Below are 13,886 nucleotides of genomic sequence, written 5' to 3' on the forward strand. Positions count from 1 at the left end.
CCGGCTCAGGTAGTAATCACCAAAGAATAAAGTTTGGGAAACCGAACTTGCCCCGATCTAAGGGTAAGCTAATATGCGCAAATTCGTCGTAAAGGTGAACGGAACCTTAAACTTGCGCGATGCCCGCACCAGTTTTCCTCCCGGAATCACCAGAGGCGGCCGCGCCTCGGGTGAATCTTCCGGGCGCTGACCTGCTGCGAGCCCTGGCGGTTGCCGCCGTGATCTACTCCCACATCTCTTTCTACGTCATCGACGATCTCGGCTCGGGTTGGTGGGTGATCGACGTCGTCTACGGCGTTTTGATCGAGCCTGCCGAACTCAACCAGCACCTCTCTTTTGTCGGCGTCGCAGTATTCATGATGCTTACCGGTGCTCTGGTGACGCGATCCGCGATTCGCGACGGCCCCGGAAAGTTCTTGACCAACCGATTCAGTCGACTGCTGCCCGCATTCTGGGTGGCGACCGCGATTGCCATTCTTCTGGTCCGCCTCGGAATCAACGGAATGTTCAGCGGTCAGGAAGGTATTTCCGATACCGAAGCGTTGATGAGCTTTTTTCTCGGCGGATTCTTTCTCAAGCCCGAGGTAGCAGTTCTGGGAGTGACCTGGACACTCACCGTCCAATTCCTCTTTTATCTCGCATGCGTAGCGGCTCGCCCGATACTGCGGCTGCGACCGATCGTCATGCCGCTCGCCGGTGGTGCGCTGTGCTCGCTGGTGCTGCTCTACAACGTCTACGCGCCGCTGCCGTACACCGTGCCGATGCTGTCCAAGATCGCCGCGACGCTGCCGGCCGTCTTCCTCGGCCAGATCATGTACCTCGCGTGGGCGAAGCTCGCTCCCGGCCGCTGGCTGATCGCGGCCGTCCTCGTCCAGATGCACGTCATCATCGTGGCGACCCAGTTCCGCGTCTACTGGGCCGGTGAGCACTATCTGTGGACCATTTCGGTAGTCGCCGCAGCGGTAGTTCTCATCGGCCGCTACGACGGCGTCCCGACGCGCTGGCCGGTCGTGAAGTGGCTCTCGACGCGTAGTTACGTCATCTATCTCGTGCACACCCTGATCCTGTACCGCGTCGTCGAGAACACTGTTTTGTACGTCGGACCGACCCTGGCGTTTGCGCTCTTCCTTCTGGCCACGGCCGCGGTAGCAGAAATCGGCTACCGGTGGGTGGAGCTGCCCGGCGCCCGGGCGATCACGGCGTGGCGAAACAGTCGCTCGCGCGTAGCATCGAAGCATGAGCTGGTACGACGACATTCTGGGACGAGCGTCCGCAAAATCCACGCTGATCGCGCCTGAGGACGCACTCCCGGGCCGAGAGCAGAAAATGCCGGTTCCGACCGCGCACTACGTCAACGGGCATCCGCTGACGCCGCCGTTTCCGGCCGAACTGCAGACGGTCGTCGTAGGGATGGGTTGTTTCTGGGGCGCCGAGAAGGAGTTCTGGCAGCTTCCCGGCGTGTACACGACCGCTGCGGGTTATGCGGGCGGCTTCACGCCCAACCCGACGTACGAAGAGACGTGCTCCGGACGTACGGGTCACACCGAAGTCGTGCTGGTGGTCTTCGATCCCGCAGTGATCTCCTACGAGCAGATCCTGGCGCACTTCTGGGAGAACCACGATCCGACGCAGGGGATGCGTCAGGGTAACGACCAGGGCTCGCAGTACCGTTCGGCGATCTTCACGACGTCCGCGGAGCAGGAAGAAATTGCTCATGCGTCGGCCGTCGCTTTCGGTGAACGGCTTGCCGAAGCCGGATATGGAGCGATCACCACCGAAATCGGCCCGCTGCGCGACTTCTTCTACGCGGAGGATTACCACCAGCAGTATCTGGCGAAGAATCCCGGCGGTTACTGCCCGGTGCATGCCACGGGCGTCAGTTGCCCGGTCGGATTGCTCCGTCAGGATCAGGTTCCGGCGCAGACGGACATCCTTCCGCCGAGCGAATAACTGGACAGGTGTTGGAGGACACATGTGATTCAGCTCGTTAACACTTGCAACTAGATCGAAACAAAGGGAATCTCGATGTAAGAGTGTGTCGTCGAGAGAACTGAGCTCACAATGTCAGGTAGTACGCGAGGAACTGCGTCGCTGCTCCGACGCACCATTCATGTAGGCCACGATCCGATGGTTCGCCGCAGTGATCGGATCGAAGGGTTCATGTCCTTCGGTCTGATCATTTTCGCGATTCTTCTGCTGCCTCTCGCGGTATGGGCAGGGGCTGCGACTGCTTCGAGCCAGAACGCACTGATCGCCAAACAATCCGCCGAATTACACAGCATTTCGGCGACGACGACTGCAGATTCGACGCAGACCACCGCCTCGACAGCCGATTACATTGCGCCGACCACCGAAATGGCCAGCGCGCAGTGGAACTGGAACGGCCAGGTTCATACGGGTGATGTCACTGTCGACTCGGCGACGCCCGCCGGCACCGAGGTCCCCATCTACGTCAATGATCAGGGCGACAAGACCGTAGCTCCGATCACTCAGAGCGCTGCCGACGTCGCAGCCGTGGTGACCGGGGTTTTCACCTGGTTCAGCGTGATGTCGCTGCTGGTCATCGCTTTCATGCTGGTGCGCGTCTTTCTCGACCGTTCCCGCTCGGCCCAGTGGGACCGAGACCTACGCGCGTTCCTCGACGCGAACGCGCTGTAGATCCCGGCCCATTCTTTACTGCAGTTGGGGCATGACCTCGCTTGCGACGAGTTCGAGATGATCCAGATCGGCGAGATCGAGAGTCTGCAGATACACGCGCTGTGAACCGGCCTCGGCGAAAGTGCCGATCTTGTCGACCAGCTCCGAAGGTGTTCCGGCCAGACCGTTCTCACGTAGCTCGTCGACGTCGCGTCCGATAGCCTCGGCGCGCTTCTTGATCTCCGCCTCGTCGCGGCCGCAGCACAGGACGAGAGCGTTGGAGTACACCAATTCGTTCGGATCGCGCTCGTGCTCGACGCAAGCCTGACGAACCCGCGCAAAGATGTCCTTCGTTTCCTCGAGGGACTTGAACGGGATGTTGAACTCGTTTGCGAACCGAGCGGCGAGCGCCGGAGTCTTCTTCTTGCCCGTGCCACCGATCAGGATCGGCGGACCGTCGACCTGGTGCGGTTTGGGAAGCGCGGGAGAGTTCTTGATCTGCACGTGCTTACCGTCGTAGTCGAACGTGTCGCCGACCGTCGTACGCCACAGACCGGTCACGACGTCGAGAGTTTCCTCGAGCAATTCGAAGCGATCCTTGAGCGCCGGAAACGGGATGCCGTACGCCTGGTGCTCTTCCTCGTACCAGCCGGCGCCGATGCCGAGGTCTACGCGGCCACCACTCATCTGATCGACCTGTGCGACCGAAATGGCCAGCGGTCCGGCGTGACGGAACGTAGCCGACGTCACCAGAGTGCCGAGGCGGATGGTGGACGTTTCGCGGGCGATTCCGGCGAGCGTGATCCATGCGTCGGTGGGTCCGGGAAGACCGTCGGAATTCATGGCGAGATAGTGGTCCGAGCGGAAAAATGCGCCGTAGCCGAGTTTTTCGGCGGTCTGGGCAACAGTCAGTAGTTGTTCGTAGGTAGCGCCCTGCTGGGGTTCGGTGAATATACGCAGCTCCATGACTTCCACTCTGCCACTATTTCACTTGGTCGGGACGACGGCACCGACTTGTCCGGCGCCGAAACACAGGGTCGGTCCCGGTGTTGTCGGCGTGATCTTCACGCTGTTTCCGTGGCCGACCAGGCGCACGAACACCGAGTGCAAACCTTGGGTGACGGGTACGGATACTGCGTCGCCGGACTCCAACGCAACATCGATCGTTCCGTCGGCGCTGGCGAGGTAATTGAGCTGAACCGTCCATTCCCAGCCGGCCAGGGGGCCGTCGAGGGGGAGCTCGGTCGGGCCTTCGGCACGGGTGCCGCAGTTCGGCGCCGTTCCTTCGGGAATCCTTCTCGTCCAGGTCACTTCGGCATCGACGATCTGACCGCCGTCGTCGATGGTGCGCAGAATCGGAGTGCTGGAAGAGAATTCGGGGCGATCAGGCAGCGGCGCGAGAACGTTGCTTGCCAAATTGTTCGGAAAGGCGACGGGAAGGAGCACTTCGATCGCGACGGGTTGCTCGAGCAGTGGAGCATCCTGATTCTGTGACAACGACATTCGCGCGTTCGCGAGGTAGTCGCGGGTCGGGTTCTCGCGCCAGATGTCGACGAACGTGACGGTCGAGACGAGCGAACTGATCACGAAGAGCACTGACAGGCCGGCGGCGACTGCGACGGGCAAACGGGCCGGACGTCGCCGAGGCGCAGCGAGAATAAGAGCGGCGGCGAGGGCGAACACCGTCGCCGAATCCGTGAAGTAACGCAAGGTCTGCGCCAACTCGTAAGTGGTGTCGGTGTCGGATCGGGTAGCGGTCATCGCCACCACGGAGGCCAGGAAGTACAGCGCCGCGGCAGCCCAGATCCAGGCAGCGCCGCGTCGGGCACGCACTGTCATCACGGCCGTCGTCAGCAGCGCGGCCCAGGATGCGACCACCAAGAGCGTCGGCGGATCGGCCCAGGCGGGGCTGGGGATCCACCGCTCCCAGCGCCAGGGGCCGCCGAGAAGAGTGGGAAGCATCCCCAAAGACGTTCCGTGATGCAGCAGTTCGGTGGACATCGAACGGCCGTATCCGGTGATCGGAGATTCGACAGTTGTCAGATACACCGGAATCCAGATCGCGAGCACGGCGGCGCAGGCCGTCCACAGGAGTCGGCACTTCGTGATCGCACTTCGTATCGGCGTTCCTTCACCTTGTGTGCGCAAGTACAGCACCAGAAAAGCGAGTGCCACGAACGGAACGAGCACTGCTTTCTCGAAGAACAGCAAGGAGATGACAAAAACCGCGGTGCCCGAGAACACGTAGCGCACCTGCCCGGTGCGGTACAGCTTGATCGCGTCGCCGCATGCCCAGGCCAGCGCGATCTGGAGCGGCAATGCATTGAGCGCGGCTGCCCACCACGAGAACGCCGGAAGTGTCAGCGGGACGAACAGATACAGGAGCAGCGGAATCAACAGTGCCGGTCGCCGGCCGAGGACCAACCGAAGAGTGCGCAGAAGCGCCAACGACGCGGCGGCCTGACCGATGACGAGCAGCGTTGCCGACAGCGCCCAGTTGTACGGCGCGAAACGGGCGATCAACCCGGTGAAGAAGAAGGCCGCGGGCATGAAGTGACCGTCGTGGTCGTAGAGCAGGAGTTCGCTCGAGAAGAGTGGGAAGCGTCCTCCGCGGCCCATCAGGATGAGGTCGTCCCAGTAGAAGTAATTGCTCGCGGCAACCCAGACGCGAATGACGAGCTGACATCCGATCAACACGAACGCGAGCTGCGTGACCCGTCTCGGGGTGAACGTCAGAGTTGGCTCGGGCTGTGGAGAAGTCATCGACGGTCATGCTTCCAGGTGTGTCAAAAACCGACTTCTCATAAAAAGGGGATACCGGTCTTTTCTGTCTTTTCGGGAGCAATTTCTGAATGGATTGTGAACTTTGCCGGGATAAATGACGTCGACGCCCGAAAGTTCACTGACCTGCGGTGTCAAATTCATCCTCGAGCCTGTGCATCGTTCGCTAACACCTGTCAGCAAATTCTCAGGGTCTTGCCCGTGACCTGTGGATAAAGCCCGATTCATTCATCCAGAACTGTGGATGAACCTGTGGAAACTGTGGATAACTCGAGTTTTTAAGTGGCGGAGGTCACATTATTCGAACAATGCAGGTGAACGCGGTGGAGGTTCGATCACAAATCGGGAGTGAATCCATTTGCTGCCGTTACCGATACGGCGTGACAGAATCGAAGTTGTGAGTGTCGTTCAGGTCTGCGCCCGGTGCGCCGCACGCTGGCCTGTCGTCGGCGGCCCGACGCAGTGGTGCCCGCGCTGCAGCGGCGTCCTGCTGATCCCCACCCGCACCGAGATCTACCAACCGCCCAACCGCCGTGGCTTCCGCTGGATCGCGCGCTCCCCGTCCGACCCCCGCGGCGTGGGGGACGCACCAGTGCGTCGTAGCTTCTCCACTCCGCGCTACGACGCTGTCCCGCGGTGGGGACTCCAGGACGTCGTCGACACCTCACCGGTGCCGCCCTCGCGAGCGGACCGGATGGCCGACCGAGTCGGGCCGTTGCTGACGCTCGCAACGATCCTCTACGGACTGGCGGTGTTCGCCGAACTGGGCAGATACGCGATCCTGGTCCGCAACCGCACCAGGCTGATCCCGCAGCCGCTGCTCACGGTCTCCGACGCCGCCGTGTACTTCACTCAGTTGGGTGGACTGCTGATCTCGGTCTTCGCGGCAATCGCCGCTGTGTGCTGGCTGCTTCGTCGGCGTCGTGAACACTTCGCAGGCGTCCGGGAATCCGATCCACGCATAGCGTCGGAAGTTGTCGTCGGCTGCGCTGTGCCGATCCTCAACCTGGTGATGCCGGCCGTTTATCTCTTCGAGTTGGTCCGCCGCGATCCGCGCGGAACCCTGCTGGTCAAGATCTGGTGGGGCTTCTGGGGATTCAGCGCTCTGCTGCTGGTGGTCAACGCGTACTGGCGATCACGCCCGGGGATTCAGGCAATGGCCGACGGGGTTCTGCTGAACGCTTTCATCGCACTGATCGCTGCCGTCACCGCGGCGTTGACACTCGTCGTGATCCGCCGGATCGAGCGCAAGAGCTGGCGCGGTGAACCGGAATCGGAAACCCGGTGGGTGCCAGTGCCGCGCTCGGTGCTGGAAGAAAAGACGGTGCTGGAAGAGAAGACGGTGCTGGACGAGAAGGAGACCGCTGCCCTGTGAGCCCAGATCGTCGAGGTCCACTCGTCGTTGCGCACCGAGGTGCGTCGGCTGCGCGGCCGGAGCACACCCTCGCCGCCTACGAACTGGCCCTCGAGGAGGGTGCCGACGGGCTCGAATGCGACGTCCGGCTCACCCGCGACGGACACCTGGTCTGCGTTCACGACCGCAAGGTCGACCGCACCTCCAGCGGGACGGGGATCGTCAGCGAGATGACGCTCGATTCGCTGAACGCTCTGGACTACGGGTCGACGAGCGAACCGGCCGAACTGCTGACTCTCTCCGACCTCATCACCCTCGCTCTGGATTTTGCGCGCCCGGTGAAGCTGTTCATCGAGACCAAGCACCCCGTGAGGTTCGGCGGATTGGTCGAAGCCAAACTCCTGGCGGAACTGCACCGCTTCGGGATCGCGTCGCCGCCGTCGGCCGATCACTCGCGGGCAGTGGTCATGTCTTTCTCGGCTAGTGCGGTCTGGCGAGTGCGTCGTTCGGCACCGCTGCTGCCGACGGTCCTGCTCGGTGACGCGTCGCGGTACCTCGGCGGCGGTGCGTCGACGGCTGTGGGCGCTACGGCGATCGGGCCGTCGATCAAGGCTCTGCGCGAACATCCCGATCTGGTCGATCGGGCCGCTGCTGCGGGTCGCGCGACGTACTGCTGGACCGTCGACGACAAGGCGGATGTGGACCTGTGTCGTGAGCTCGGGGTCAGTTGGGTTGCCACCAACCATCCCGGGCGCACGAAGCAATGGCTGGGCAGCGTGTAGATTTTGCCCTCGTGGCCAAGAAGAGCAAAAGAAACAGTGGACCGAAGCAGGGCAGCGCACGCGCAGAGAAGCTGGCGGCACGCCAAGCAGAGCGTGAAGCCGCTGCCGGCGTAGTCAGCCGCCCGTTCGAGGGCCTTGCCGCCGAGTGCGATCTGGTTGCGCTGCGCGAATTCGTTCCGTCCGCCACGGCTCCGTTGCCGGTCATCGGCTCCGACCGTCCCGTCACGTTGGCAACGGTCCTCCCCGGCGCTGTTGCCGCACTCGTCCGCGACGAGGGCGAGACGGCCACAGGATTTGTCGGTGTCCAGGTTCAGGCGCACTCGGCCGACCTCGGCGCAGACCTCGCCGCTTCGGTGAACTGGATCAAGGACGCGGCCCCCGGCGACGCGCTTTCTGCCGCGAACCCCGATTCCGAGACCCCCGCAGTCACCGCTGTCGTCGATCCCTCGGCCCTGCTCGACATCACCGTGCACCAGAACTTCAACTGGTGGATCCCCGAGGGCGTCGAAACCGATCCCGAGGTTGCCGCCACCGTGCAGCACGCCAACTCGGCGATCATGCCCTCTGCACGCCTCGAAGGCGACGGCCTCGTTGCCGCGTGGTGGGTCGACGCCGGCGAGAAGGCGCACCTGCGTTGGGTTCGTCCCGAGAGCGAAGACGACCTGATGCTCGCGCTGGCGCGCGTGCACGCGACCGGTGGACTGCATCTGGGTGAGGGCTCGCGCTACGCAGGCTCGTTCCGCACCCACGGCCTGTTGGTTCCCGTCTTCGACCTCGACCGCGAAAAGCATGCAAACGAGTGGGTAGCGGCAACCGTCGAGCTCGGTGAGCGTCTTGCCGAGGCTCTGGCCGTCGATGCTCCGCTGACCTCGGCCGAGCTTCGCTCGCGCGACGGACTTCGTGGTCGTCAGGTCACGCTGCGCTGATTTTTTCGCCCGAACTATAGGCGTTACGCGAAGTTACGGTTAATGTTGGTGACATGACCTTGTCGCATGACATCTCCGGTAGTGGTCCCACGCTTGTGCTCGTCCATGGCATCGTCCATCGACGGCAGGCGTGGGATTCGCTTTTGGACCAGCTGACGCCGTACCGCCGCGTCGTCACCGTCGACCTGCCGGGTCACGGAGAGTCGCTGCTGCCCGAACTCGGTCCGGACGTCATGGGACAGCTGATCGACGATGTCAGTGAGTTCGTCAAGGAAGTGACGCCGGCGGGGGAGCGTGCCCACGTCGCGGGAAACTCCCTCGGCGGCTGGATTGCCCTCTCGCTGGCAGCGCGCGGAGATGTCGCGTCGGCGACAGCTCTTTCGCCGGCCGGGTTCTTTGTGAATCACCTCGATCAGGTGCGAGCGATCAACACGTTCCGTGCACTGCGCGGCACGGCCAAGCTCATGGGTGACGGATTGCCACGCGCATTGCGGTACAAGCTGATTCGCTATCCGGCGCTCGCCGCGTTCTTCGCTCATCCGAGTCATGTCGGTTATGCAGCGGCGTTGGCCGACTGCCGTTCGCTCGTGTCGAACGAACTCGTCGATCTCGGTCTCGAGATGGACTTCGTGCTGCCGCCCATCGTGGATCCCACTGTGCCGGTGACGGTTGCGTGGGGTCGACGCGATCTCATCCTGCCCGTGTATCAGGCGCAGCGCGTGAAAAAGCCGTTCCCGCAGGCAAAGTTGATGGTTCTGCCCGGCCTGGGGCACGTACCGATGACAGATGCCCCCGAGCTGATCAGTTCGATCCTGCTGGCAGGAAGCGAACCGTTCGGCTCGAGGGCAAAATCCGTGAGTGCTGCAGGCTAGATGGTTCCGCCGGCTGCGCTCGGTGCACCGGTGGTGTCACCGACGGTGCTCATCTCGCGGGACACGAAGTCTTCGAGGTCGAACAGGTTGGCGCCTGCGCGGTCCGCGATGGTGAGAAGTGTTGTCATGCTTGCAACTTCCTCGACCTGCTCCTTGAGGAACCACTGCATGAACTGCTCGCCGAGGTAGTCGCCTTCTTCGCGGGCAGTGCTCGCGAGCTGGACGATTTGCTCGGTGACCGTCTTCTCCTGCGTCAGCGCGAGAGCGATGGGCTCGCGGGCATCCTTGAAGTCGGCCTTCGCGGCGTCGACGCCGGTGAGTTCGACATTGATGTCGCGATCGAGGAAATACTGAACGATCATCATGGCGTGGTTACGCTCTTCCACAGCCTGCTTGTAGAAGTGCTTTGCCAGCTGTGGCAGATCCGCATTGTCGAAGTAAACCGCTGTCGCGATGTACTGATGCGAAGCGTTGAACTCGTTGCGAATCTGGTCTCGGAGTAGTGCGTGGAATTTGGTCATGTGAGTCTCCCCAGAAGTCATGAATTCCAAGATAGTGCAGGTCAGAGGCCCTGTCATCCCAGTATGACCTTATTGTGGTAAGCGTTCCCAAACTAAAGAAGACCTAATTTTTCTTCGAATTCGGTGAGGTTATCGAGCCCGGTGAATTCGAATGTTTCATTTAGGAATGTCCATTTCACCAGGCGAGTTCCGCGCATTTACCGTCGCTTCCCTGTAGTTCCACCTGTACGGTGGCGTGCCCCAGTTCGAATACCTCGGCAAGCAAGGTTCGGGTTGCTGCGAGCACCGTTGTGGGATCGGCGTCACTGACCGCGGTGACGTGAACGGAAGCAACTTCCATCCCCGAGGTGAGTGTCCAGACGTGCAGATCGTGCGCGTCGACGACTCCCGGCAGAGCGTTGATCTTCTCGATGATCGAGGTGACGTCGATGCGGTCGGGAGCCTGCTGGAGGAGGATGCGAACGGCGTGGCGGCCCAGGTTGAAGGCACGTGGCAAGACGAAGAGGCCGATCGCGACGCAGATGACGGGGTCGGCGTAGCGCCAACCGAACGCGAGCGTGACCAAGCCGCTGACCAGGACGCCGATGGACCCGACCATGTCCGCCATGACTTCGAGGTAGGCGCCGCGGATGTTGATGCTTTCCTTCGCGCCGCTGCGCAGCATGAGGAAGGCGATGACGTTCATCGCCAGACCGACGACGGCGACTGTCGCGACGGGAAGGCCGGGAACCTCGGGCGGATCCGTGAAGCGGCTGGCGGCCTCGTAAAGCACCCACCCGGCGACTGCGAAGAGCAGGATCGCATTGGCCAGTGCCGCAAACACTTCCGTGCGGTACATGCCGAAAGTACGGTCGGGGCGCCGGGCGGCACGCTGTGCGACGAGGATCGCGGCGAGCGCCATGAAGATGCCGAAGATGTCTGTGAACACGTGCGCCGAGTCCGAGAGCAGGGCCAGTGACGAGGTGAAGAGGCCGACCGTCACCTGCAGCACGAAGGTCACCAACCCGAGGCCGGCGGCGATCCACAGTTTGTTGACATGCTTGCCGCTGTTGCTGGTCGCAGCCTCGGCGGGGGAGATTCCGTGCCCGTGTCCGTGTGACATCGAAGGTCCTTTCGTCGACGCCAGCCTAGACACATATGCATATATGCGCAATAGTGCATGTCTTAAAAACTATGCAACATAGTTGTAAGGTGGCGGCGTAGACCTTCATTTGTCATCGACGCGAGGACCGAGAAGTGGGAAGACATCGAAAATCCGAGCCGATCAGACCCGGCGGGCGCATGGCCGCGGTTTCCGTGGCGACGGGTGCAATCCTCGCGTCCGGCACTTCCATCGGGCACGCGTCGCCGCCGCCGATTGCAGTCGAGGATGCATCTGCGGTGTCGGCGCCGGAGATCCTCGACCTTGTCCGGCCGACGGATCTTGCTGGAATAGCCGAACAACTCGGCAAGACGCGACAACTCGAATCCGAGCGAGCGGCGCTGGCGTTCGAGGCCGAAAAGCCACAGGTGATGGCCCCCGTCAGCGGGACGATGACGTCCAACTTCGGTCCACGGTGGGGAACCACCCACTACGGTCTCGACATCGCGAACGCGATCGGAACGCCCATCGTGTCGGCGACCGACGGTGTTGTGCTCGAATCCGGTCCCGCCGTGGGATTCGGGCTCTGGGTCCGCATCCAGCAGGACGACGGGACCGTCGGCGTCTACGGACACATCAACGAGGCGCTCGTGGTTGCGGGTCAGAAGGTGCGGGCGGGTGAGTTGATCGCGACCGTGGGCAATCGTGGACAATCGACAGGACCACACCTGCACTACGAGGTGTGGCAATCTGACGGACAGAAGACCGATCCGCTCGCGTACCTGAATTCCCGGGGCGTGTCGTTCGGGGAGAAGACCACGGGCGACTGAAGTTCTGTCACGACGCGATGGAGGAGCAATGCAGGGGCTTGGCGGACTCGAAGCCGAGGTCATGGATGTGCTCTGGCAGTCCGACGACGCGCTCTCGGTCAAGGATCTGGTCGAGACCCTGGGTGAGCGTCGACAACTTGCGTACACCACCATCCTGACCGTCGTGACGCATCTCTACGACAAGGGCTGGGTGAGTCGTGAGAAGAAGAGTCGCGCCTACTTCTATCGGCCGAGTCGCAGCCGTGAAGAGGCCACATCCAGAGCACTGCGCGAATTGTTGGACAGCAGTTCCGATTCCGCTGCCGTGCTGTTGCACTTCGCCAAGACCATGACAGATGCCGAGAACGAGGCCCTGCGCCGGGGTCTTTCCGGGGAAGGTGTGCAATGACATTGGCGTTGCCGATGTTTCTCGGTGCGATGCTCGTGGGATTCCTGGTTCCGAGAGTGTTGCGAGCCGTTTCCTCGGCGTTGTCACCGGCGGTGCTGCTCGCGGCGTGGCTCGGCAGCATGGCGTCGGCTTTGTATCTCGCTCTCTCCGCGGTCTTGGTTCTGGTGTGGCCGAGCCACGCGCCGGTCGAGGGGCTGGTCGACGGTATCGCTCGGTGTTTCAGCGCCTTCGCGCACGGCACGAGTTCATGGGTGGGTGAACTGATCACCGGTACAGCCGTTGCTGTGGTGGGTGTGATCGCCGTTCGGATCGTGCTGGCCGGCCGCAAGCAGGCACGTGAGCACGCGAGGGTCCGAGATTTCCATCGTGATGTTCTCTCGATCGTCGCGCGCCGCGACAACTCGGAGTCCGACGTGTTGTGGTTGGATCATCCGCTGCCTATGGCGTACAGCGTCGCCGGAAAGCCTGGATTTGTTGTTGCGACGCAAGGCTTGTCATCCGCTCTCAGTGGAGGCGAGCGTGATGCTGTCCTCGCGCACGAGCGTGCACACCTGAGCGGCGGTCATCACCGAATTGTCGGTGCGTGCGAAGTCTTGGCCGCTGTTCTTCCGCGAGTGCCGTTGTTCGCGGCGGCACCCGCTGCCGTCGGCGCGATCGTCGAACTGTCGGCGGACAGACACGCCGCTCGCGTCACCAGCCCGGCTGCGGTGCGTTCCGCCCTTGCCGTGGTGTCGAAATCGCCGCTTCCTCAGCCGGACTGGAGCTTGAGCGATCGCGGCAGCGCGACCGCGGTGCGATTGAGTTCCCTGGTCGACGGCGACGTGGCGTCGCCTCGGCGACTGACCTGCGCGGTGGCGGCCTGTGCGCCGGCCGCTGTCACGACGGCCGTTGCCGCAGCCGTGACGGTGGCCGTCTCCGCGGGGATCTGCGCTGTTCTGACCTGATCATTCTCCCAAGGCCGAATCGATCTGGGCTTTCAACTGCTCGTAGCTCGGCATCTGGTCCAGCTTCACGTCGTTGAGGAACAGCGTCGGAGTACCTTGGACGCCGAGGCGTCGGCCTTCTTCGAAGTCGCGCTCGACCCGCTCGCGGACGCCGCGGCTGCCGAGGTCGGATTCGAATCGGGCCATGTCAAGTCCGAGATCTTGTGCGTAGGAACGGAACAGCGCCTCCTGTGATTCGGCGGATTCACCCCATTGCGACTGCGTCTCGTACATTCGCTTGTACATCTCGACGAATTTGCCCTGGCGAGATGCGGATTCGACGACCTGCGCCGCGAGAGTGCTGTTGGTGTGACTCGGAATCGGAAAGTATCTGATGCCGAACGTGATTCGACCCTCGTACTCCGCTCTGATCCGCTCCATCGTCGGGTACAGCGCGAGGCAGGCTTCGCATTCGAAGTCGAGGAATTCGACCAGGTTCACCTTGCCGTCGGCGGCCGAGGTCAATCGGTACGCGTCGTCGGTGAGGACGGCGGTGGATTGTGCTGCCCGATCGGCGTTCTCGTTGTCTGCCCGAATCGGATCGACGGTGATGAACGTGATCAGTGCTACCGCGAACACCGCGATCAGGGCGGCGGATATCTTCATGCTTCTGGACACTGCTGTGCACCTGTACCTTCCGTCGAATTCCTAAATACTATCCAACATAGTAGTTAGGTGTAGAGTCGACGGTACCCGCATGGAGACGAAGGAGGACCCGCCGGTGAAGCGTT

The 13,886-nt window shown here is 62.4% G+C and carries 15 protein-coding genes; 10 read left to right on the forward strand and 5 right to left on the reverse strand.

Annotated elements, in window-relative coordinates; genetic code table 11:
* The first annotated feature begins 119 nt into the window (after nucleotides 1-119).
* From ATN38_RS22315 to ATN38_RS22325, 3 genes are all read left to right on the forward strand, one after another.
* Nucleotides 120-1,298, forward strand: coding sequence for an acyltransferase (locus ATN38_RS22315; protein WP_047272742.1), 1,179 nt, complete (start codon nucleotides 120-122; stop codon nucleotides 1,296-1,298).
* Nucleotides 1,237-1,950 (forward strand): peptide-methionine (S)-S-oxide reductase MsrA, encoded by a 714-nt coding sequence (msrA, locus tag ATN38_RS22320; protein ID WP_020905733.1) that lies wholly within the window; start codon nucleotides 1,237-1,239, stop codon nucleotides 1,948-1,950. The genes ATN38_RS22315 and msrA overlap by 62 nt, the downstream gene beginning before the upstream one ends.
* Nucleotides 1,951-2,061: 111 nt before the next feature.
* On the forward strand, nucleotides 2,062-2,658 hold the full coding sequence (locus ATN38_RS22325; protein ID WP_223304488.1) for a hypothetical protein: 597 nt from the start codon (nucleotides 2,062-2,064) through the stop codon (nucleotides 2,656-2,658).
* A gap of 15 nt (nucleotides 2,659-2,673) precedes the next feature.
* Here the strand turns inward: ATN38_RS22325 and ATN38_RS22330 are convergent, their stop codons facing one another.
* Both ATN38_RS22330 and ATN38_RS22335 read right to left on the reverse strand, forming a co-directional pair.
* A complete protein-coding gene (locus tag ATN38_RS22330) occupies nucleotides 2,674-3,603 on the reverse strand; it encodes an LLM class F420-dependent oxidoreductase (protein ID WP_058038067.1) in 930 nt (309 codons plus the stop codon).
* 21 nt (nucleotides 3,604-3,624) lie between these two features.
* Nucleotides 3,625-5,400: a hypothetical protein gene (locus tag ATN38_RS22335; protein WP_218748692.1), complete on the reverse strand. Its 1,776-nt coding sequence runs from the start codon at nucleotides 5,398-5,400 to the stop codon at nucleotides 3,625-3,627.
* A 415-nt stretch (nucleotides 5,401-5,815) separates the two neighbouring features.
* On the opposite strand from ATN38_RS22335, the gene ATN38_RS22340 reads away from it, so the two are divergent.
* The 4 genes from ATN38_RS22340 to ATN38_RS22355 are packed head-to-tail and all read left to right on the forward strand — an operon-like array spanning nucleotide 5,816 to nucleotide 9,352.
* On the forward strand, nucleotides 5,816-6,793 hold the full coding sequence (locus ATN38_RS22340) for a DUF4328 domain-containing protein (RefSeq protein ID WP_218748693.1): 978 nt from the start codon (nucleotides 5,816-5,818) through the stop codon (nucleotides 6,791-6,793).
* Nucleotides 6,790-7,554, forward strand: a complete 765-nt coding sequence (locus ATN38_RS22345) for a glycerophosphodiester phosphodiesterase (protein WP_003944175.1) — start codon at nucleotides 6,790-6,792, stop codon at nucleotides 7,552-7,554. Before ATN38_RS22340 ends, ATN38_RS22345 begins: the two co-directional genes overlap by 4 nt.
* 11 nt (nucleotides 7,555-7,565) lie before the next feature.
* A complete protein-coding gene (locus tag ATN38_RS22350; RefSeq protein WP_003944127.1) occupies nucleotides 7,566-8,480 on the forward strand; it encodes a DUF5926 family protein in 915 nt (304 codons plus the stop codon).
* Between the two features lie 53 nt (nucleotides 8,481-8,533).
* Nucleotides 8,534-9,352: an alpha/beta fold hydrolase gene (locus ATN38_RS22355; RefSeq protein ID WP_003944129.1), complete on the forward strand. Its 819-nt coding sequence runs from the start codon at nucleotides 8,534-8,536 to the stop codon at nucleotides 9,350-9,352.
* On the opposite strand, the gene ATN38_RS22360 is transcribed toward ATN38_RS22355, so the two are convergent.
* Both ATN38_RS22360 and ATN38_RS22365 read right to left on the reverse strand, forming a co-directional pair.
* On the reverse strand, nucleotides 9,349-9,894 hold the full coding sequence (locus ATN38_RS22360) for a ferritin (protein ID WP_030535839.1): 546 nt from the start codon (nucleotides 9,892-9,894) through the stop codon (nucleotides 9,349-9,351). The two genes, ATN38_RS22355 and ATN38_RS22360, sit on opposite strands and share 4 nt — an antisense overlap.
* Before the next feature lie 154 nt (nucleotides 9,895-10,048).
* Nucleotides 10,049-10,975: a cation diffusion facilitator family transporter gene (locus ATN38_RS22365; RefSeq protein ID WP_218748694.1), complete on the reverse strand. Its 927-nt coding sequence runs from the start codon at nucleotides 10,973-10,975 to the stop codon at nucleotides 10,049-10,051.
* Between the two features lie 179 nt (nucleotides 10,976-11,154).
* Here ATN38_RS22365 and ATN38_RS22370 point away from each other — a divergent pair, with 179 nt between their 5' ends.
* Genes ATN38_RS22370 through ATN38_RS22380 form a run of 3 tightly spaced genes read left to right on the forward strand, consistent with a single transcriptional unit; the run spans nucleotide 11,155 to nucleotide 13,116 of the window.
* Nucleotides 11,155-11,784: a M23 family metallopeptidase gene (locus ATN38_RS22370; protein WP_218748774.1), complete on the forward strand. Its 630-nt coding sequence runs from the start codon at nucleotides 11,155-11,157 to the stop codon at nucleotides 11,782-11,784.
* A 28-nt stretch (nucleotides 11,785-11,812) separates the two neighbouring features.
* Entirely contained in the window at nucleotides 11,813-12,172 is a 360-nt protein-coding gene (locus ATN38_RS22375) for a BlaI/MecI/CopY family transcriptional regulator (RefSeq protein ID WP_003944179.1), read from the forward strand.
* Nucleotides 12,169-13,116, forward strand: coding sequence for a M56 family metallopeptidase (locus ATN38_RS22380; protein WP_003944128.1), 948 nt, complete (start codon nucleotides 12,169-12,171; stop codon nucleotides 13,114-13,116). The genes ATN38_RS22375 and ATN38_RS22380 overlap by 4 nt, the downstream gene beginning before the upstream one ends.
* Here the strand turns inward: ATN38_RS22380 and ATN38_RS22385 are convergent, their stop codons facing one another.
* Entirely contained in the window at nucleotides 13,117-13,761 is a 645-nt protein-coding gene (locus ATN38_RS22385; protein WP_083057965.1) for a thioredoxin domain-containing protein, read from the reverse strand. It abuts the gene before it with no gap.
* Nucleotides 13,762-13,886 lie beyond the last annotated feature (125 nt).

It is taken from the genome of Rhodococcus sp. FH8 (assembly GCF_019266085.1).
Taxonomy (GTDB): Bacteria; Actinomycetota; Actinomycetes; order Mycobacteriales; family Mycobacteriaceae; genus Rhodococcus_F; species Rhodococcus_F qingshengii.